Source organism: Defluviimonas sp. SAOS-178_SWC (assembly GCF_039830135.1).
Taxonomy (GTDB): Bacteria; Pseudomonadota; Alphaproteobacteria; order Rhodobacterales; family Rhodobacteraceae; genus Albidovulum.
Genome location: NZ_CP156081.1, coordinates 3,032,697 through 3,051,638, shown reverse-complemented (window position 1 = coordinate 3,051,638; position 18,942 = coordinate 3,032,697). Strand labels below are relative to the sequence as shown.

18 protein-coding genes are annotated in these 18,942 nt (G+C 64.6%); 9 read left to right on the top strand and 9 right to left on the bottom strand.

Annotation, left to right across the window (positions count from 1 at the left end):
• Position 1: 1 nt before the first annotated feature.
• Complete coding sequence (locus tag V5734_RS15745) at positions 2–613, bottom strand: hypothetical protein (protein ID WP_347310584.1); 612 nt, start codon at positions 611–613, stop codon at positions 2–4.
• A 481-nt stretch (positions 614–1,094) separates the two neighbouring features.
• On the opposite strand from V5734_RS15745, the gene V5734_RS15740 reads away from it, so the two are divergent.
• Both V5734_RS15740 and V5734_RS15735 read left to right on the top strand, forming a co-directional pair.
• Complete coding sequence (locus V5734_RS15740; protein ID WP_347310583.1) at positions 1,095–1,424, top strand: GYD domain-containing protein; 330 nt, start codon at positions 1,095–1,097, stop codon at positions 1,422–1,424.
• Positions 1,425–2,453: 1,029 nt separating this feature from the next.
• Entirely contained in the window at positions 2,454–2,633 is a 180-nt protein-coding gene (locus V5734_RS15735; RefSeq protein WP_347310582.1) for a hypothetical protein, read from the top strand.
• Positions 2,634–2,643: 10 nt separating this feature from the next.
• Here V5734_RS15735 and V5734_RS15730 read toward each other — a convergent pair whose 3' ends face one another.
• Complete coding sequence (locus tag V5734_RS15730; protein WP_347310581.1) at positions 2,644–2,781, bottom strand: entericidin A/B family lipoprotein; 138 nt, start codon at positions 2,779–2,781, stop codon at positions 2,644–2,646.
• A 180-nt stretch (positions 2,782–2,961) separates the two neighbouring features.
• On the opposite strand from V5734_RS15730, the gene V5734_RS15725 reads away from it, so the two are divergent.
• Entirely contained in the window at positions 2,962–3,267 is a 306-nt protein-coding gene (locus tag V5734_RS15725; protein ID WP_347310580.1) for a hypothetical protein, read from the top strand.
• A 136-nt stretch (positions 3,268–3,403) separates the two neighbouring features.
• On the opposite strand, the gene V5734_RS15720 is transcribed toward V5734_RS15725, so the two are convergent.
• Positions 3,404–4,177, bottom strand: coding sequence for an alpha/beta fold hydrolase (locus V5734_RS15720; RefSeq protein ID WP_347310579.1), 774 nt, complete (start codon positions 4,175–4,177; stop codon positions 3,404–3,406).
• A gap of 89 nt (positions 4,178–4,266) precedes the next feature.
• Here V5734_RS15720 and V5734_RS15715 point away from each other — a divergent pair, with 89 nt between their 5' ends.
• From V5734_RS15715 to V5734_RS15700, 4 genes are all read left to right on the top strand, one after another.
• Entirely contained in the window at positions 4,267–4,638 is a 372-nt protein-coding gene (locus V5734_RS15715) for a hypothetical protein (RefSeq protein WP_347310578.1), read from the top strand.
• 76 nt (positions 4,639–4,714) lie between these two features.
• Positions 4,715–5,308 (top strand): TetR/AcrR family transcriptional regulator, encoded by a 594-nt coding sequence (locus V5734_RS15710; protein ID WP_347310577.1) that lies wholly within the window; start codon positions 4,715–4,717, stop codon positions 5,306–5,308.
• A 92-nt stretch (positions 5,309–5,400) separates the two neighbouring features.
• A complete protein-coding gene (locus V5734_RS15705; protein ID WP_347310576.1) occupies positions 5,401–6,078 on the top strand; it encodes a PspA/IM30 family protein in 678 nt (225 codons plus the stop codon).
• Positions 6,079–6,114: 36 nt separating this feature from the next.
• The gene (locus tag V5734_RS15700) at positions 6,115–6,393 is read left to right on the top strand and encodes a hypothetical protein (protein WP_347310575.1); all 279 of its coding nucleotides are present in this window, start codon (positions 6,115–6,117) and stop codon (positions 6,391–6,393) included.
• Between the two features lie 70 nt (positions 6,394–6,463).
• On the opposite strand, the gene glyA is transcribed toward V5734_RS15700, so the two are convergent.
• Together glyA and V5734_RS15690 are read right to left on the bottom strand one after the other, a co-directional pair.
• Positions 6,464–7,759, bottom strand: coding sequence for a serine hydroxymethyltransferase (gene glyA / locus V5734_RS15695; protein WP_347310574.1), 1,296 nt, complete (start codon positions 7,757–7,759; stop codon positions 6,464–6,466).
• 128 nt (positions 7,760–7,887) lie between these two features.
• A complete protein-coding gene (locus V5734_RS15690; RefSeq protein WP_347310573.1) occupies positions 7,888–9,339 on the bottom strand; it encodes a multicopper oxidase family protein in 1,452 nt (483 codons plus the stop codon).
• A gap of 103 nt (positions 9,340–9,442) precedes the next feature.
• On the opposite strand from V5734_RS15690, the gene V5734_RS15685 reads away from it, so the two are divergent.
• Positions 9,443–10,210: an NAD kinase gene (locus V5734_RS15685; RefSeq protein ID WP_347310572.1), complete on the top strand. Its 768-nt coding sequence runs from the start codon at positions 9,443–9,445 to the stop codon at positions 10,208–10,210.
• Between the two features lie 6 nt (positions 10,211–10,216).
• Here the strand turns inward: V5734_RS15685 and V5734_RS15680 are convergent, their stop codons facing one another.
• The 4 genes from V5734_RS15680 to V5734_RS15665 form a co-directional block, all read right to left on the bottom strand.
• Positions 10,217–11,596 carry a sigma-54-dependent transcriptional regulator gene (locus V5734_RS15680; protein ID WP_347310571.1) on the bottom strand — a complete coding sequence of 460 codons (1,380 nt, stop codon included), beginning with the start codon at positions 11,594–11,596 and terminating at the stop codon, positions 10,217–10,219.
• Positions 11,593–13,059 (bottom strand): response regulator, encoded by a 1,467-nt coding sequence (locus V5734_RS15675; protein ID WP_347310570.1) that lies wholly within the window; start codon positions 13,057–13,059, stop codon positions 11,593–11,595. The genes V5734_RS15680 and V5734_RS15675 overlap by 4 nt, the downstream gene beginning before the upstream one ends.
• A gap of 231 nt (positions 13,060–13,290) precedes the next feature.
• Positions 13,291–15,183, bottom strand: coding sequence for a propionate-CoA ligase PrpE (gene prpE, locus V5734_RS15670; protein WP_347310569.1), 1,893 nt, complete (start codon positions 15,181–15,183; stop codon positions 13,291–13,293).
• Between the two features lie 235 nt (positions 15,184–15,418).
• Complete coding sequence (locus tag V5734_RS15665; RefSeq protein ID WP_347310568.1) at positions 15,419–17,698, bottom strand: NADP-dependent malic enzyme; 2,280 nt, start codon at positions 17,696–17,698, stop codon at positions 15,419–15,421.
• A gap of 138 nt (positions 17,699–17,836) precedes the next feature.
• Here V5734_RS15665 and V5734_RS15660 point away from each other — a divergent pair, with 138 nt between their 5' ends.
• A complete protein-coding gene (locus tag V5734_RS15660) occupies positions 17,837–18,925 on the top strand; it encodes a cupin domain-containing protein (protein ID WP_347310567.1) in 1,089 nt (362 codons plus the stop codon).
• The last annotated feature ends 17 nt before the right edge of the window (positions 18,926–18,942 follow it).

Sequence of the window (18,942 nt, the reverse complement as noted above, 5' to 3'; positions counted from 1 at the left end):
CTTAGTTACCTCTTTGAATTGAAACTATGGTAGATTTATTCAATGGAATTTTGATTGTGTGGCGTGTTGAGTTGTTCGGGGCGGTAACAACTATGAACGTTATGTCCTTTGTCGAGATTAGGTGGTGCGTCTCCCAGACCTCGCTGTCGGATAGCTCAAAACTTCGAATTAATTTTGCCGCAGATTCATTATTGTATACCTTTACATAGGTTTTTTTAATATTTGGTAGGTCGGCGGCTGCCTTCGAAATTCCCGCATCTTTCGCTTGAATCACTAAATATACAATAATAAATAGAGCCGCCAAAGACAAAAACGTGGCGATCAGGTGTGGATTGAGGGAGGTCCTCTTTAGTGGAAAGCTTTCGTCCAAAGCCAACTTCCATAACACAAGCACCGAGATAACCAATGGAGCGCTCGCGAGCAGTGATGAATATAATCCGAAGAGCGCATAGTACAATATTTGATGAAGAGATAGATCGAGTTCGTTCAAAGAGATATCAAAATATTGATAGTATCCGCCCAAATATGCGCTGCCAACGGTGTAAAGAAGCGCGCCAACAGCGGTGCCTCCAAGCGCTGTCAAAATCTCTCGCTCAAAAGAAATGTCAGCCATGCATCAAATGCCAGTGAATCATATTATGCTAAACTTCCAAGCTACTACTATCAACGTACTTATAACACGATACTGCTTGGCTCGAGAAGTTCCAACTTTGGCGTGTTGCATCTCAGCCGATCTTACATTTTGGTAGTGAAAGCCGTAGGATGAGCTTTCCTCAGCGATCATCCGCGCCAAAACTTCCCGCTCCTGCCCGATCTGTCCCGCGCCCCGATTTTCGACCGACGGCGATAACGGAGAGCCACTTGGCTTCCGGCTCACGCCTCCAGCCAATCGGACCGGGTCATTCGGGGGCTTACGCGGCGCCACTGGCGCGACGGTCCCCCTCATATGCCACTGGCACGTCCCTTTCCGGTCCTCGACCGCATCTCCCTCCGCCGGCCAATTTGTGCTACATTCCGCGCTTGGGTGGGTCTCCGGGATCGGCCTGCATTCCGTGGGCCGGGTGTGCGAGTGCCCGCCCGGGAGGGACCAGGACATGGCACAGTACATCATTACCGGCTGCTACACCGCGGCCGCCATGAAAGGTATGATCGCCAACCCGAGCGACCGGGAAAAGGCGGCGGCGGCGCTCATCGCCTCGACGGGCGGCAAGATGGAAAGTTTCTTCCTCACCACCGGCGACAGCGACTTCATCATGCGCGTGTCGACCGACGACCTGACGAAGATGCTGTCGGGGCTGATGGTCGCCGGGGCCACGGGGGCGGTCTCGAACCTCAAGACCGTGCAGTGCTTCACCTCGGCCGAGTTCCTCGCGGCGCAGAAGGCCGCGGGCGCCATCGCCGGCAAGTACAGCGCCCCGAACTAGGGCCGCGCGGGCGGGCGTGGCGGGAAGGGCGGGTTCCGTCCTTCCCGCTTCCGCCGGGGGGCGGACCGGGGCTACGGAAAACCTACGCGAAACCTACGGGAGAATGACGGGACAAATCCGCGCCCGAACGCAGGCGGTTTGGCGCGCGGCCCTTCGCGGGTGCAGAAATCCGCCACCGCCCGGCCGCGTCCGGTTCAATCCCGCAACCGCCCGTCACGAAAGCGTTTCCTCGCCTTCTCCACAGCTTTTCCACACGTGATTTCAAGGGTTTATCCCCCGGAAATTTCCATGCTGCGGTGCTATTCCCTTGCCCGACTCGGGGGGAAGGGCGAACGTGGCTTTACCGCAACGGATCGCAAGACACCGGGCGGACGCAAAGGTCTCCGCAACTCGCGGGTGGTAAGATGGGCTCCGGCCGTATCGACCCCTCGCACGGTGCGGACCGCTGGCGGATCGTGGACGGTCCTCGGACTTGAAGCGGTCGCGGTGGCGCAAGGACCGGAGCGGGCCACGAGAGGTCTTCGGGCCCTAAGTGGTTGTGGCGGTTCATTGAATCGTCGCGAACTGGTGGGAAGGCCCGGCAACGGGCGGACCGATCAGGAAGGCGTCAGGGTGTGCCGCAAGGCACGTGCGAAGACCGCGTCTGAGCACCTGGCGCCTTTTCTGAGTCCGATTTTTCGCTCATCCGAAACGCAACGGGACCCGCCTGTTTCCAGGGGGCCCCGTCCGCATCAGGGATGCACTACCGCGTCTGTAGCACCTGTGGGCCGACCCATAGCGCGGATGGGGGCAAAGATCAACGAAATCTCGTAGGTCTGGCGCGGAAAACCGCAACATATGCGCTGCGCCGCCACATGCGGCACCTCGGGGGGGCATCGACAATCCCGCGCAGATCGAGGGCCGGGCGGCGGGACAACGCCTCGTCATCCTGACCGCGTTCGTCAGGGCGCGGCACCCCGTCCCGGCAATAAGCCTAAAATTCGCCAGATTTCCGCGACACACTTTCGCAGGCATGCAGGGAGGTGAGTCATGGGACGCATTCTCGTCATCGGCGGCGCGATCGTCGGCGCCTATGCGCTTTGGGCCGGGCAGAACCCGGGCCGGGCGTTCAAGCCTTCGGTCCCCGCCGCGCTCTTCTCGCCGTCGAGCACGTCGGCCGGCAGTGTCGGTTCTGCCGCCGTCGGCGTCGCGGGGCGGATGGGAAACTGACGCGACCGGATTACATGTCTGACTGAACCTGGCTCGCCCCGGACGAGATCGTCGCGCCGGCGGCCTGGATGTCGCGGCCGGCGCCCTTGACGGTTTCGCAAGCGGTGAGGGCCATGAGGACGAGAAGAGGCAGGGTCAGGCGGATCATCGGTATCTCCCAGGGTCTTGTCGTTGCAAATCTGAGGGCAAGGACGGTCGGGTTCAAGGGCGGATATCCGTGTGCGGCGCCCGTTGACGCTACGAGCCATCGTGCCGGCTTTGTCAGGGCGATCTCGGGGCGGTGACGGCGTTAACCCGGCGTTAACCACGGCCGGCCGAATATGGCGCCATGAGCAAGGGTTTCGCTCTCCTTTTCTTCCTCTCCGCCTGTGCCTCTCCCGCGCCGGACATGTTCGGCGCGGGCCGGGCAGAGGTGACGCGGGGCGGGATAGAATTCGTTGTCTTTCACAAGGGAAGCGAGGCGGAAGTTGTGCGCATGGGCTACCTCACCCGTGCGGAGCGCGCGCCCGTGCCGCGTATGATGGTCGAGGCGGCAGAGGCCGCGACCGGGTGCCGGGTGATCCCGAACTCGATGGTCACGAAGATCCCCGGAGATACCGGCGTCGCCCGTTTTTCACTCGACTGCCGGACGTGATCCGGATCAACGGCCGGAACGGTTGAGGTGCCTTGAAATCCAAGCGGCGACACGCGCTGGTGGGGAAGATACGATGTCCCGCCTGTTCGCGATCATTGACGCGTTGGCCGGGTCCGCCGCCGTCGCCAAACCGCTCTCAGCCGCCCGAGGGCGTCAGGAACGCCCTGACGGCCGCCTCGAACTCGCGGGGCTTGTCGGCGTGGAGCCAGTGCCCCGCACCGGGCAGTTTCGCGAAACGCGCATTCGGGAAGAGCCGCTTGATTTCGGGGCGATGCTCGGGCCGGACATAGTCCGACAGGGCACCCGTCAGGAACAGCGTCGGCCCCCCGAACCGGCCGTCCGTGCCCGGCCATCCGGTGATCCTGTCCATCTCGCGCTCCAGAACGTCGAGATTGAGCCGCCAGCGCGGCACCTCGCCCTTGAGGTCGAGGGATTGCAGCAGGAAGGCCCTGAGGCCGGGGTCGTCCACGAAGGCCTGAAGCCGGCGGTCGGCATCGCCACGGGCGGTAAGGCCGGTGAGATCGAGCGCCCGCATCGCCCGGGTGAGGTGGGCCTGGCTGTGGCCGTAGGCGACCGGCGCGATATCCGCGACGATGAGGCGGTTGACAAGATCGGGCCGGGTCAGCGCCAGTTGCATGGCCGCCTTGCCGCCCATCGAGTGGCCGACGACATCGACAGGGGCGCCGATCTCGGTGATGATCTTGGCAAGATCGGACGCGAGGTCGGCATAGCCGTGACCGTCGGCGTGAAAACTTTCGCCGTGATTGCGCATGTCGACGGTCACGACCCGCCGCGCATCGGCGAGGCGGCGGGCGACGGCGCCCCAGTTGCGGGCTGACCCGAACAGACCATGCACGATGAGAAGGGTCGGCAGGCCGCTCGGCGTTCCGTGGTCGGTGTAATTCAGCATGCGCCTTCCTAGCCCAATGGCGCGACCGCTTCCAGTGACGTTGCGACAGCGGAAGGCAAGCGGTAATCTGGCAGGGCAAGGGGAGTCTTATGAGTGGCGTGACCGTACAGCAGATGGCCGGCCGGATCGCCGAGTTGATGGAGGCGCGGCTGCGTGTCCGGGGCGAAGGGCTTGCCGAAAAACTGCGCCGCGGCGGGCGGTTCCTGCCGCGCAAGGTGCGCCGCGAGGCCGAGTATCTCGCCAAGGCCGACGAGGAGGCGCGCGTGCCGAAGCTGCTCTCCCGGCTCGATCACGAACGGATTGCCGATGCCTACGATGTCTGCGTCCGCTATCTGAAGCCGCTCGGTGCCGGTGCGCGCCGCAAGGCGATCCTGCTCGACATGTTTACCGGCTTTGCCACCGGTCTTTTCGCCACCGGCGTTCTGGTGATCGCTCTCCTCATCTGGCGCGGTTTTCTCTGAGCGGAGCGCGGGGGCATCCGGGCTTTTCCTCGACAGGCTCGTGCGCTACCCATGAACGCAGTTCAGGGGAGTGGCGATGAGCAGCAAGGCAGAACAGCGTAAGGCGGAATTGCGCGACCGGCTTGTTGACGTGACCGGGCGTAGGATCGCGTCAGACGGGTTGTCCTCCGTGAAGGCACGGGACGTCGCGGCCGAGGCCGGCTGCGCGCTCGGTGCGATCTACAACGTCTTCGACGACCTGAACGCGCTGATCCTGGCGGTGAACGGGCGAACCTTCCGCAAGATTGGCGAGGCTGTGGCCGCATCCCTTTCCGACAGCGCCGGCAGGATGCCGGTCGAGCGGCTGATCCTGATGTCGAACGCCTATCTCGGCTTTGCCGCCGAAAACACCCATCTCTGGCGCGCGCTCTTCGACATCGACATGAGCAACGACGGCGCGGTGCCCGATTGGTACCGTGACGAGCTTCAGACGCTCTTCGGCCATATCGCGGGTCCGGTGGCCGAACTCTTCCCCGATCTCGGCCCGAAGGAGCTGGACCTGATGGTCCGCGCCCTGTTCTCGGCGGTGCACGGGATTGTCCTGCTTGGCCTGCAAAACCGGATCTCGGGCGTGTCGCGCCACAACATCGAGGCGATGATCGCGCAGGTTCTTTGCCGCATTGGAAACTGATCGTTTCCCGAACGCCGTTCATATTATCCTTGAACAACGTTCACGCTTCCTTACATCTCCGTCATGAACAATGTTCATTGATGGAGGAGCCGATGCTCACGACGATCCGAACCCTCTTCCTGGGGGAACGCGCTAGGGCCGAGGAGGCGGTGCGACGAACGTATTCCGTCGAACTGATCGAGCAGAAGATCCGCGAGGCTGAAGGCGGCTTGCAGGCGGCGAAAGCGACCCTGGCGAGCCTTATCCAGCGCCAGCGCTCGGAAACCCGCCAGCTTGCCGCGCTTGAAGCGCGGGCCGCCGATCTGACCGTCCGGGCGCGCGCGGCGCTTGCGGCGGGTAATGACACGCTGGCCGGAGAGGCCGCAGAGGCGATCGCCGAGATGGAGAACGAAAGCGCGCTCCGCGCCGAGACCGTCGCCCAGCTCGACGCCCGGATCCTGCGCCTGCGCCAATCGGTCGAGACGACGAACCGGCGGATCATCGACCTGAAGCAGGGCGCTGTCGCCGCAAGGGCTGTGCGACAGGAACGGGCAATCCAGACGCGAATCCGCACGACCCTGTCGGGCCGGAGCCCGATGGACGAGGCCGACGCACTGATCGCCGAGGTTCTGACCCGCGACGAGCCGCAGGAGGAAGCGGAGATTCTGCGCGAGATCGACCGCGGCCTGACGAAGGAGGACCTTACCGGCCGCATGGCCGCAGAGGGGTTCGGCAAGCCGCTCAAGGTGACGGCGGTCGAGATCCTGACGCGGCTTCGCGCAGACGACTGACACAATGCCAACCATTTCCGAACGAGGAGACCTGAGATGAACTTCCAGAAAACCGACGCCGCAATGATCATGGGCCTGAATGCGCTGGGCGTGGTTGCCGCCTACACGCTTCTCGCGATCTCGCTCTACATGTCGGTCGACGTGCCGCTCGCCACCAAGGGGTATTGGGGGATGGGGATCGTTCTTCTGACCCTGAGCCTGATCAACGTGGTCAAGTACCGCTTCGACTCCCGCGCGCTGGACGACCGGATCCGCCAGCTTGAAGAGGCGCGGAACGAGAAGCTTCTGGCGGAGTTCGTGACCGAGCCGAAATGATCCGGGGCCAATAAGCAAAGCCCCCGCGTGAGCGGGGGCTTCACTACGTCTACCGTCCTAAGCGGCGCGCTCACATCCCCGGATAAAGGGGGAACTGCGCGCAGAGGGCTTCGACCTTGGCCCGGACATTTGCCTCGATCTCGGCATTGCCGTCCTCGCCATTCGCGGCGAGCCCGTCCACGACCTCGACGATCCAGTCGGCGATCTGGCGGAACTCGGCCTCACCGAAGCCGCGGGTGGTGCCGGCGGGGGTGCCGAGGCGGATACCGGAGGTCACGAAGGGTTTTTCCGGGTCGAACGGCACGCCGTTCTTGTTGCAGGTGATATGGGCCCGGCCCAGTGCCGCCTCGGTCGCCTTGCCGGTCACCTTCTTCGGCCGCAGGTCGGCGAGCATCAGGTGGTTGTCGGTGCCGCCGGAGACGATGTTGATCCCGCCCTTCATCAGCTGATCGGCCATCGCCTTGGCGTTCTTGACGATCTGTGCGGCGTAGTTCGTGAACGAGGGGTCCAGCGCCTCGCCGAAAGCCACGGCCTTGGCGGCGATCACGTGCATCAGCGGGCCGCCCTGAAGGCCGGGGAAGACGGCGGAGTTGATCTTCTTCGCGATGTCCTCGTGGTTCGTCAGGACCATGCCGCCACGCGGGCCGCGGAGCGACTTGTGCGTGGTCGTGGTGACGACATGCGCGTGCGGCAGCGGCGAGGGATGCTGGCCACCCGCGACAAGGCCCGCGATATGGGCCATGTCGACCATGAGGTAGGCGCCCACCTCGTCCGCGATCTTGCGGAACGCGGCCCAGTCCCAGACGCGGCTGTACGCGGTGCCGCCGGCGATGATCAGCTTCGGTTTGTGTTCCTGCGCCTTGGCACGGACGTCGTCCATGTCAAGCCGTTCGTCCTGCTGGCGCACGCCGTAGGAGGCGACGTTGAACCACTTGCCCGACATGTTCACGGGCGAGCCGTGGGTGAGGTGGCCGCCGGAGTTGAGGTCGAGGCCCATGAAGGTGTCGCCGGGTTGCAGGAGCGCCAGGAACACCGCCTGGTTCATCTGGCTGCCGGAATTCGGCTGGACGTTCGCGAAGTTGCAGTTGAATAGCTTCTTCGCACGCTCGATCGCCAGCGTCTCGGCCACGTCGACATACTGGCAGCCGCCATAGTAGCGCTTGCCCGGATAGCCTTCGGCATACTTGTTCGTCAGAACCGAGCCCTGCGCCTCCAGGACCGCCTTCGAGACGATGTTTTCAGAGGCGATCAGTTCGATCTCGTCGCGCTGACGGCCAAGCTCGTCAGTAATCGACTTGAAGATCTCGGGATCGCGCGAGGAAAGTGGTGCGGTGAAGAATCCGGTGTCGCGGTGGGGGGCGGTCATGGGCGTCTCCTGAAGCCAGCGGTTTATGCTCTTTAGCCGACGCTCGGCGATGCGAAAAGAAAGAATCCGACCTCTTCGCGCACAAGGGCGAAATAAAATTCACTATAGGAAACACTTCGCGAACGTCGTCAGACGACCGTGAATTGGCCCATCATGCCCGCGTCCTCATGTTCGAGGATATGACAGTGATACATGTAGGGGTGAACCGGGTCGGCATAATCGTCAAACCGCATCCTGAGCGTCACTTTCTCGCCGGGTCCGATCAGGACCGTGTCCTTCAGCCCGGCTTCCTTCGGTGCGGGTGGCCGTCCGTTGCGGTCGAGGATGCGGAACTGCACGTCATGGATATGGATCGGGTGGATCATCGGCGTGGTGTTTTCCCAGATCCAGGTCTCGGCCGCGCCTAGCGGGACGGAGAAGTCGATTCGGGCATGATCGTATTGCCTGCCGTTGATGAGGAAATCGCCCACCATGCCCATGCCGCTCATCGAAAGCATGAAGCTGCGGGTCTCGCCCGTCGCCTTGGGCGGGGGGGCGATCTCGGCCAGCCGCGCCGGCAGCGCCGGCGCCGATGCGCGGGCGGCTTTCGGGCGGAAGGTCATCACCTCGCGGATGCCGGCGCTGCCCATCACCGGCGCTTCCGCGCCGAAGGCCTCGGCCCGGAGCTGGGCCGTCGCACCGTCGGCGAGGTCGAGCAGGAATTCGGCGCGTTCCCCGGGGCTGAGCACTGTGTCCCGCATTGCCACGGGCGCACCCAGCAGGCCGCCATCCGAGGCGATCTGGTGAAAGACGCGGTCGTCTGCGAAATGGAGGCGGTAGAACGACCCGTTGGCGCCATTGAGGATCCGCAGCCGGAGACGCGGGGCATCGGCGTCGAGGACGGGGGAGGCGAGGCCGTTAACCAGCATCACGTCGCCCTGCATCCCGGCCATGCGGTCGTGCATGTTCGCGTCGTAGGGCATCTGGCCCGCCGGGTCGAAGCGCCGGTCCTGAAGAACGAGGGTGAAATCGTCCTCGCCATGCGTCCGGGGCAGGGGCAGCGCGTCCTCTTCGTTGTCAGAAATCCGGATCACCCCGGCCATGCCCGCCCAGACATGCTCGGCGGTCTTGCGGTGCTGGTGACCGTGAAACCAGAAGGTGCCCGCCTTCTGGCGCAGGTCGAATTCCGGCGACCACACGGCGCCCGGTGCGATTTCCTGATGCGGGCCGCCATCGGCGGCGGCAGGAAGGTGAAGGCCGTGCCAGTGAAGGGTCATCGGCTCCCGTAGACCGTTCGCGACGTTCATCCGGAGCGCGTCACCGGCCCGGGCCGAGAGGATCGGGCCGAGGAAGGCGGAATTGATGCCGGTCGTCGCGGTCTCGACCCCGTCGAGGAATTGGTGGCGACCCGCCGCGACCGCGAGATCGAAGACCCGGCGCCCGGCTTCCGTGCGGCCGGCGTCGAGAGCGGGCTGCGCGAACGGCCGCCCGGTCAGCGCGGCATAGGCCGGGCGGGGGCGCAGAAGCGCCGGGGCCGCGAGTGCAAGGCCGCCGAGGCCGGCCAGCAGAGTGCGGCGGGAAACGGTTGGCAAAAGAGTCACGGGCGGGCCTTTCCATCTCATCCAATCACTGCACGGCGCGGATGGGGTTGTCTTCGCAGTCCACTGCATGGATCAATGCACGAAAGGACGAAAGGGGCCAGCGGTGCCGAAGGCAGGCAAGATCACGTTTCTGGCAAGCGACAGCGAGGCGGCGAAGGACGCGCTTGCCAAGCTCTCGGCGATCTACGGTTCGGTGCCTCTGGATAAGGCCGAGGTGATCGTTGCGCTCGGCGGCGACGGCTTCATGCTGCACACGCTGCACGCGACGCAGGCGATGGATGTTCCGGTATATGGAATGAACTGCGGCACGATCGGTTTTCTGATGAACGAATACGGCGAGGAGGGGCTGCGCGAGCGGCTCGAGTCGGCCGAGGAAGAGGTGATCAACCCGCTTTCCATGCGCGCGACCCGTGCCGACGGGACCGTCCACGAGGCGCTGGCGATCAACGAGGTCTCGCTTCTGCGCGCCGGCCCGCAGGCGGCGAAGCTCAGGATCACCATCGACGGCAAGATGCGGATGGAGGAGCTTGTCTGCGACGGTGCGCTGGTGTGCACGCCGGCGGGATCGACCGCCTACAACTACTCCGCGCACGGGCCTATCCTGCCCATCGGCGCCGAGGTGCTGGCGCTGACGGCAATGGCGGCATTCCGGCCGCGGCGCTGGCGGGGGGCGCTTCTGCCGATGACCGCGAAGGTGCGTTTCGATGTGCTCGACCCGCAGAAGCGCCCGGTCATGGCCGATGCCGACGGGCGCTCCGCCCGCGACGTGGTGACGGTCGAGGTGCAGTCGGAGCCGTCGGTGCGCCACCGCATTCTCTTCGATCCCGGTCACGGTCTCGAAGAGCGGCTGACGCGCGAACAGTTCGTCTGAACGGGCCTAGCTACGCTGCTTCCAGCTTTCGATCTTGCGGTAGAGGGTCGATGGCGAGACGTCGAGCACCCGCGCCGCCTTCGGCACCGATCCGCCGTGCCGGGCGATGGTTTCCTCGATCACGAGGCGCTCGATTTCCGCCAGCGTGCGCCCGACGAGCCCTTCGAGCGGCACCTGAGGCGCCGCGCTCTCCTGTGCGGCATCCCCGGCCCGCTCCAGTTCGTGATGCAGCTCGAACGGCAGCATGGCGCGGGTGACCGTCGGCCCGTCGTTCAGAACCACGACATGGCGCATCACGTTGAGAAGCTGACGCACGTTGCCCGGCCAGTCGAGGGCACGAAAAAGCGTCTTCACGTCCGGGTCGATGTCGCGGAACTGCCGGCCTTCCTCGCACGCGAAGCGGGCAAGCGCTGCCTCTGCAATTGCGACGACATCGTCGCCGCGTTCGCGCAGGGGCGGCATGAGGATCGGCACGACGTGGAGCCGGTAATAAAGGTCTTCGCGGAAGCGGCCGCGCCGGACCTCTTGCAAGGGGTCCCGGTTGGTCGCGCAGATGATGCGGACATTGACCTTTCGCGACCGCGTGGCGCCTACCGGCTGGATCGTCGAGGTCTGGAGGAATCGCAGGAGCTTGGTCTGGAGGTTGAGATCCAGCTCGCAGATCTCGTCGAGGAACAGCGTGCCGCCATCGGCGGCGGCGGCGGCGCCGGGCTTGTCGGAAATCGCGCCGGTGAAGGATCCCTTCACATGGCCGAACACCTCGGATTCCAGCAACTCGGAGGGGATGGCGCCGCAATTGAGCGGGACGAATGGACCCCGGGCGCGGTTCGACAAGTCATGGACGGCCTGCGCGCACAACTCCTTGCCGGTGCCGCTCTCGCCGGTGATGAAGACCGTGGCCATCGAGCGCGCGACGGAGCCGATCTTCGCATAGACCTGCCGCATCGGCTCGGACTCACCGATGAAATCGCCTGGGGCGGTGGCCGCCTTGCCGTTCGCCGATGCCGGGCCATTGTCGGTGGTTCCCGCCAAAGCGTTGTCGATCGCATTGAGAAAGCGCTGCTCGTCGAAGGGCTTGACGAGGAACTCATGCGCCCCGGCGCGCATCGCCGCGACGGCCTTGTTGATGGAGCCGTTGGCCGTGATCACGATGACATGGGTGTCCGGCTTGATCGTCAGGAACTCGCGCATGAGGTCGAGCCCGTCGCGGTCGGGCAGCATCAAGTCGAGAAGGACGACCGGCGGCTGAAGTGTCTTGAACGCGGCGAGACCCGAGGCGGCATCGTCTGCGCTCTGCACCTCGTGGCCGGCGGAACGAAGCACGGATTCATAGACGAGTTGGAGGGATGGCGTGTCCTCGACCAGCAGAAGCGGTCGGCCGGTCATGCGGCCTCGCCCCGACGCGCGCGTTCCTGATTGACGAAATGGATGAGCCGGTCGAGCTGCGCCAGCGCATCGCGGCCGAGTTGCGAGAGATCGCCGCGTTCGCGCCGGTGGGCGGCGACATTCAAGGTCTGTGCCAGCGCCTGAAGCCGCGCCGCGCCGACCGCCCCGGCAAGCGCGATGAGCACGTGGGTCTCGGCCCGGATGGCGGCGATGTCGTTGTCTGCCAGTCCGGCAACGAGGCCGCGTTCCGTTTTGCGCAGATCGTTGCAAAGACGCTCCAGCAGTTCGCGCGATGCCACCGGCCCGGCGATGTCGATCAACCGGTCGAAGCTGGCGCGGTCGAACTCCGCCATCTCGTCGGCCTGGACGGTCTGGTCTTCCTCGGGCCGGTTTACCCGGTTGAGGACGTTGGTGATGGCCATGCCGAAGGTTTCGAGCCCCGCCAGCGGTTTGGCGAGGATCGCATCGGCCCCGGCGGCGTAGATCGCATCGCGGTTGGCGCGCAGCACATAGGCGGTGATCGCGATGATCGGCATGTGCGAATGCAGCCGGTCGTTGGCGCGCAGGGCGCGGATCACGTCGATCCCGCTCAGCCGCGGCATCTCGATATCGATGAGGGCGAGGTCGAAATTCTCGCGTTCGAGCCAGTGCAGCGCCTCGACCCCGTCTTCGGCGATCTCGTACTGCGCGCCCATCTTGGCGAGCATGTGTCCGATGATGGTCTGGTTGGTCGCGTTGTCCTCGGCCACGAGAACCTTAGTCCGGCTCAGGTCCGGCAATTCCACGATCGGTTCCGACGCTGCAATCGTCCAGGTATCGGGCGGCAGGTCGAGCGTCACGCGCGCCCCGCGAGTCGGCAGGTTCTCCACGCTGATCGTGCCGCCGAGGCGTCCGGCCATGCTCTTGGTGATATGCATCCCGAGCCCCTGTCCGGGCTTTCCGGTGCCGTCAGGGCGTCCCTTGAACTCGAAGAGCCGGGTCAGAGCATCGGCCGAAAAGCCGGGGCCCTGGTCGACGACGGTGATCCTGAGCGCGCCGGTGTCGGCCATGCAGATGTCGAGGCCAACAGTGCCTTCATCGGTGTACTTGACGGCGTTGGAGAGGATGTTGGAGAGGATCCGTTCCAACGCGATGCGGTCGAGTGTCAAGACTTGCGGCACGTCGCCGGAGCGGGAGACCTTGAAGTCCAGCCCCTTCTCGCTGGCGCGCCCCGACCAGCGCATCTCGATATCGTAAAGGAACCGCGCCATTTGCAGGTTGGCGGGGTGCGTCGCGGCGAAATCGTCTTCTCCGAGCATCATCGCCAGGCCCTGTTCGAGAAGCCGCGCGAGGATTTCGCCCGAGGCGCGGATCCGTTCCAGCTGCAGCCGCGTCGCGTCGTCGAACCCGTCCTGGTCGATCAGCCGGAGGCCCCCGATGATATCGGAAACGGCGGCCCTCAGGTCGTGGCCCAGAAGAGTCATCTTGCCCGTTTCGACCTCGCGCCGAGATCGGCCGGACGCGCGTGGTTCACCGTCGTCCAAGATGGAACTCCAGGGGGCGAACGAAACTCGATAAACCTTTGAATACAAGTTTTAGTTGCATGATACTCTGCTTGTACGCGAGGTTCTGTCTTCCGCCAACCTGTCTGAATGGTCAAGTTCCGGTTCGCTGCGGCAAATATCCGCAGCGGGGGCAAGGATTGTTTCGTTCTGCTATCCAGCCGGATAGCCGATACCGCGCAGCGCGACCGCGATTTCGTCGAGGATTGCCGGGTCGTCGATCGTCGCGGGCATCTTGTAGCTTTCGCCATCGGCGATCTTGACCATCGTGCCGCGCAGGATCTTGCCCGAGCGTGTCTTGGGCAGCCGGTCCACCACGCAGGCGAGCTTGAAGGCAGCGACGGGACCGATCTGGTCGCGCACCAGCTTCACGCACTCCTTCACCACCTCTTCATGCGGCCGGTTCGACCCCTTGTTGAGGCAGAGGAAGCCCACGGGCATCTGACCCTTGAGCTGATCCGCGACGCCGATCACCGCGCATTCGGCGACGTCGTCGTGGGATGCCAGCACCTCTTCCATGGCGCCGGTCGAAAGCCGGTGGCCGGCGACGTTGATGACGTCGTCGGTCCGGGCCATGATGTAGAGGTATCCATCCTCGTCGATATAGCCCGCGTCGCCCGTCTCGTAATAGCCGGGGAAGTGGTTGAGGTAGGACTTCCTGAACCGTTCCTCGGCATTCCAGAGCGTCGGCAGCGTGCCCGGGGGAAGGGGCAGTTTCACGGCGATGGCGCCAAGCTCACCGGGCTTCAGCGGATGGCCGCCCTCATCGAGCACCTGCACGTCGTAGCCGGGCATGGCGACCGAGGGGGAGCCGATCTTGACCGGAAGCTCCTCGATCCCGAGCGGATTGCCGGCGATGGCCCAGCCGGTCTCGGTCTGCCACCAGTGGTCGATCACCGGCATGCGCAGGTGGCGCTGGGCCCATTTGATCGTGTCGGGGTCTGCGCGTTCGCCCGCAAGGTAAAGCGCCTGAAGGTTGCGCAGGTTGTAGTCCTTGATAAGTTCTCCGTTCGGGTCTTCGCGCTTGATCGCGCGCAGCGCGGTCGGCGCGGTGAAGAACGACTTCACCCTGTGGTTCTGGATCACCCGCCAGAAGGTGCCCGCGTCGGGCGTGCCGACCGGCTTGCCCTCGAACACGATCGTGGTGCAGCCGGCGATCAGGGGGCCGTAGCAGATGTAGCTGTGGCCGACGACCCAGCCGACATCCGAAGCCGCCCAGAAGACGTCGCCGGCCTCGACGTTGTAGAGGTTCTTCATCGTCCAGTTCAGCGCGACGAGGTGCCCGGCGGTCGGCCGCACGACGCCCTTCGGCTGTCCGGTCGTGCCGGACGTATAGAGGATATAGACTGGATGGTTGCCCTCGACCGGGACGCATTCGGCAGGCTCGACGCCGTACTGGAAGCCGTGCCAGTTGAAATCGCGGCCTTCGATCAGCTTCGCCACCTCCTGCTCGCGCTGGAAGATCACGGTGAAGTCGGGCTTGTGCGTCGCCTGGTCGATGGCGGCGTCGAGGAGGGGCTTGTAATGCACCGTGCGCCCCGGTTCGAGACCGCAGGACGCGGCAATGATGGCCTTCGGTTTCGCATCGTCGATCCGGACGGCGAGTTCGTTCGCGGCGAAACCACCGAACACGACCGAATGGATGGCGCCCAGCCGGGCGCAGGCCAGCATCGCTTCCAGCGCCTCGGGAACCATCGGCATGTAGATGATGACGCGGTCGCCCTTCTCGATCCCTTTGGCGCGGAGTGCGCCGGCGAGGCTGGCCACCCGGTCGCGGAGTTCAGCATAGGTGATGCCCTTGGTCGAATGCGTGATCGGACTGTCGTGGATGATCGCCAGCTGGTTGCCGCGCCCGGCCTCCACATGGCGGTCGACCGCGTTCCAGCAGGTGTTGACCCGGGCATCGGAGTACCATTCGTAGATCGGCGCATGTTCGGCGAAGAGCGCCTTGCTCGGCGGTGTCACCCAGTCGATCGCCTCGGCTGCCCGCATCCAGAATGTTTCCGGGTCAGCCTTCCAGGCGGAATAGATCTCGGAATATCCCATCGTCGACGCCTCCTCCAAAGCCTGCGGATAGTTACGCGACCCGCAGTCGCGCGCGCAACGCTGTTACCGATCACAAGCGGCGTGGCGGGGGATTCATTTGCAGAATTGGCCAGGCGTCGCCCGCAAATTTTTGCAAACTTGCCCCAACGTCAGAATAATGCGCGAAGCCGGCGAAAGTTTGCAAACCCTCCGTCGGGCGGATTGTAAATTCCGGAAATCTGATTCGGTCCGCCGGTCAACTGTATAGCGACACCGGTGTGCCGGCGATGGCCGTCACGTTCAGCAACCCGCGCGCCGTGATCGACGGGGTAACGATATGGGCCCGGTTGCCCATCCCCATCAGGATCGGCCCGACCTCGAGCCCGTTTGCCTTCATCTTCAGCATGTTTCGCGCCGTATTGGCCGCGTCGGTATAGGCGAAGACGAGGATATTGGCCGCGCCCTCGATCCGGCTGCCGGGGAAGACCCGGGCACGCAGGTCGGGGTCGAGCGCGACGTCGGCCGACATCTCGCCCTCGTAGGCAAAGTCAACGCCCTTGGCGTCGAGGATCTCCATCGCCGCGCGCATGCGCTGGCCCGAATCGGAGTTGAGGCTGCCAAAGTTCGAATGCGAGCAGAGCGCCACCTTGGGCTGGATGCCGAAGCGCCGCGCGTGCCGGGCGGCACCGCAGATCGTGGTGGCGATCTGCTCGGGCGTCGGCACGGCATTGACATGGGTGTCGGCGATAAAGAGGGGGCCGTCCTCCTGAATCATCAGCGAGAGCGCGCCATGCGGCGTCAGCCCGTCGCGGGCGAGAATCTGCTGGATGTAGTTGAGGTGCCAGAGATACTGCCCGAACGTGCCGCAGATCATGCTGTCGGCGTCGCCACGATGGACGGCGATGGCGGCAATCGCGGTGGTGTTCGTCCTGAGGATCGCGCGGGCGAGATCGGGCGTCACGCCCTGCCGCGCCATCAGCTCGTGGTAGCTGCCCCAGTAGTCGCGGTAGCGCGGGTCGTTTTCAGGGTTCACGACCTCGAAATCGCGGCCAGGGCGGATCGGCAGGCCGGCGCGGTCGCAGCGCCGCTCGATCACCTCGGGTCTGCCGATCAGGATCGGGCTGTCGGTCATCTCTTCCAGTATCGCGTTGGCGGCGCGCAGCACCCGTTCGTCCTCGCCCTCGGCGAAGATGATCTTGCGCTGGGCGGTGCGGGCGGCCTCGAAGACCGGCCGCATCAGAAGCGCGGAACGGAAGACGGAGCCGTCGAGCTTGCGCTTGTAGGCGTCCATGTCCTCGATCGGGCGCGCGGCGACGCCGGTGGCCATCGCCGCCTTGGCGACGGCGGAGGCGACGGTGCCGATCAGGCGCGGGTCGAAGGGCTTCGGGATCAGGTAATCGGCGCCGAAGGTCAGGGTTTCGCCCTGATAGGCCGCGGCGGCCTCCGCCGAGGTCGTGGCGCGGGCGAGAGCGGCGATCCCGTCGATGCAGGCGAGCTGCATCTCGTCGTTGATCGTCGTCGCGCCGACGTCGAGGGCACCGCGGAAGATGAACGGGAAGCAGAGGACGTTGTTGACCTGGTTCGGGAAATCCGACCGGCCAGTGGCGATGATCGCGTCCGGGGCGACGGATCGCACCTCGTCCGGCAGGATCTCCGGCATCGGATTGGCGAGCGCGAAGACGATGGGGCGCGCGGCCATCTTCTTGACCATCGCAGCCGTCAACACGCCGGGGCCGGAGAGGCCGAGGAACAGGTCGGCGCCTTCGATCACCTCGTCGAGCGTCGCTTGCGTCGTGCCTTGCGCATAGGCGGCCTTCTGCGGGGTCATCTGTGCCTCGCGGCCCTCGTAGATGAGGCCTTCGAGGTCACAGAGCCAGACATTCTCGCGCCGCACGCCAAGCTTCAGGAGCATGTCGAGGCAGGCGATCCCCGCCGCGCCGCCGCCGGTCGAGACGACCTTGATCGTGTCGAAGGATTTCCCCGCGACGTGGAGCGCGTTGGTCGCCGCCGCGCCGACGACGATGGCGGTGCCGTGCTGGTCGTCGTGGAAAACCGGGATGTTCATCCGCTCGCGGCAAAGCTTCTCGACGATGAAACAGTCCGGCGCCTTGATGTCTTCAAGGTTTATCGCGCCGAAGGTCGGCTCCAGCGCGCAGACGATGTCGGCGAGCTTCTCGGGATCGGGTTCGTTCAGCTCGATGTCGAAACAGTCGATCGAGGCGAATTTCTTGAAGAGAACCGCCTTGCCCTCCATCACCGGCTTTGACGCCAGCGCGCCGATATTGCCGAGCCCGAGAACGGCGGTGCCGTTGGTGACGACGGCGACGAGGTTGCCCTTGGCGGTGTAGCGGCTGGCGGTGGCCGCGTCCGACTTGATCTCAAGACAGGCCTCGGCGACGCCGGGCGAATAGGCGCGGGAAAGATCGCGGCCGTTGGCCATCGGCTTCGTCGCGCGGATCTCAAGCTTTCCGGGCTTCGGGAACTCGTGATAGTCGAGCGCCGCCTGGCGGGTGTTTTCCTGCCGTGTCTCGTCCATGTTCGCTCCTCCCCCGAAAATGTCGTTTAGTATTAAACTACCCTCTTTGACTTCGATAGCCCTTTTGGCGGCGGTCGGCAACGTCTTGCAATTCGACGCGCCGCCTCCCAGTCTGCCATAGCATGGGAGGAGCGGGAAATGTCTGAAATTCGCGCCGAGATCGTTCTGCCGACCGCGAGTCTGCGAAAGGACCTGTCGTTCTTCACCAACGTGCTCCGTATGCGTCTCGACATGATCTATCCGGCCGACAATCCGGCGGTGGCCGTGTTTTCCGGTCACGGGCTGCGCGTCCGGCTCGACGCGGAGGAAGAGGGCAACCCTGCGACCCTGAACATCCGGACAGACGACCCCGACGGCTTCGCCGATGGTGCGCGCGATCTCGTCTCTCCCGGCGGGACGCGGGTGTTTGTCGATGCGCTGAACCCGCCGCTCGTTCTGCCGCCGACCGAACATGCCTTCGTCGTCCGCCGCCTTGCCGATCAGGCGCCCTGGGTGATCGGGCGGGCGGGGATGCAGTACCGCGACCTCATCCCTTCGCGGCTCGGCGGTTCGATCATCGCCAGCCATATCCGCATCCCGGATGGCGGTCCGGTGCCCGACATGGTGCATTTCCACAAGGTCGGGTTCCAGCTGATCTTTTGCTACAAGGGTTGGGTCGACGTGGTCTACGAGGATCAGGGCCCGCCGATCCGGCTGACCGCCGGGGATTGCTTCATCCAGCCGCCCGAGATTCGTCACCGCGTTCTGGAAGCCTCGGACGGGATCGAGGTGATCGAGATCGGCGTGCCCGCCGAGCATATCACCGAGATCGACCATGAGATGAAGCTGCCCACCCCGCATCTGCGCCCGGACCGTGAATGGCAGGGGCAGCGCTTCGTTTACAATGTCGCGGCCGGTGCCGACTGGGCACCGTTCCGGCTGCCGGGTTATGTCAGCCGCGACACCACGATCAACCGCAACACTAGGGGCGTCGCCAGTGTCCAGGTTGTTCGGAAAGGGCAAGGAGAGCCGGCCTGGACAGTCCACGACGCCGACATATTGTTCGGTTTCGTCATGGAAGGCGCGGTCACGCTTGAAGGCGAGGGCAAGGACCCCTTCCGCCTGACCCCCGGTGACGCCTTCGTCATCCCGCCGGGAATGCGCACCCGCTGGGCCGGTCCGAGCGCCGATGTCGAGATTCTGGAAGTTTCCCTGCCGGGAGCTTTCGCCACGGAAATCGCCGGTTAAGCTTGCATCCTCGCGTC

Coding starts and splice junctions, on each gene's coding strand:
- V5734_RS15660 (WP_347310567.1), top strand. CDS start 17,837: ATGTCTGAAATTCGCGCCGAGATCGTTCTGCCGACCGCGAGTCTGCGA.
- V5734_RS15710 (WP_347310577.1), top strand. CDS start 4,715: ATGAGCAGCAAGGCAGAACAGCGTAAGGCGGAATTGCGCGACCGGCTT.
- V5734_RS15725 (WP_347310580.1), top strand. CDS start 2,962: ATGAGCAAGGGTTTCGCTCTCCTTTTCTTCCTCTCCGCCTGTGCCTCT.
- prpE (WP_347310569.1), bottom strand. CDS start 15,183: ATGGGATATTCCGAGATCTATTCCGCCTGGAAGGCTGACCCGGAAACA.
- V5734_RS15735 (WP_347310582.1), top strand. CDS start 2,454: ATGGGACGCATTCTCGTCATCGGCGGCGCGATCGTCGGCGCCTATGCG.
- V5734_RS15700 (WP_347310575.1), top strand. CDS start 6,115: ATGAACTTCCAGAAAACCGACGCCGCAATGATCATGGGCCTGAATGCG.
- V5734_RS15730 (WP_347310581.1), bottom strand. CDS start 2,781: ATGATCCGCCTGACCCTGCCTCTTCTCGTCCTCATGGCCCTCACCGCT.
- V5734_RS15745 (WP_347310584.1), bottom strand. CDS start 613: ATGGCTGACATTTCTTTTGAGCGAGAGATTTTGACAGCGCTTGGAGGC.
- V5734_RS15720 (WP_347310579.1), bottom strand. CDS start 4,177: ATGCTGAATTACACCGACCACGGAACGCCGAGCGGCCTGCCGACCCTT.
- V5734_RS15675 (WP_347310570.1), bottom strand. CDS start 13,059: ATGACTCTTCTGGGCCACGACCTGAGGGCCGCCGTTTCCGATATCATC.
- V5734_RS15680 (WP_347310571.1), bottom strand. CDS start 11,596: ATGACCGGCCGACCGCTTCTGCTGGTCGAGGACACGCCATCCCTCCAA.
- V5734_RS15705 (WP_347310576.1), top strand. CDS start 5,401: ATGCTCACGACGATCCGAACCCTCTTCCTGGGGGAACGCGCTAGGGCC.
- glyA (WP_347310574.1), bottom strand. CDS start 7,759: ATGACCGCCCCCCACCGCGACACCGGATTCTTCACCGCACCACTTTCC.
- V5734_RS15740 (WP_347310583.1), top strand. CDS start 1,095: ATGGCACAGTACATCATTACCGGCTGCTACACCGCGGCCGCCATGAAA.
- V5734_RS15715 (WP_347310578.1), top strand. CDS start 4,267: ATGAGTGGCGTGACCGTACAGCAGATGGCCGGCCGGATCGCCGAGTTG.
- V5734_RS15665 (WP_347310568.1), bottom strand. CDS start 17,698: ATGGACGAGACACGGCAGGAAAACACCCGCCAGGCGGCGCTCGACTAT.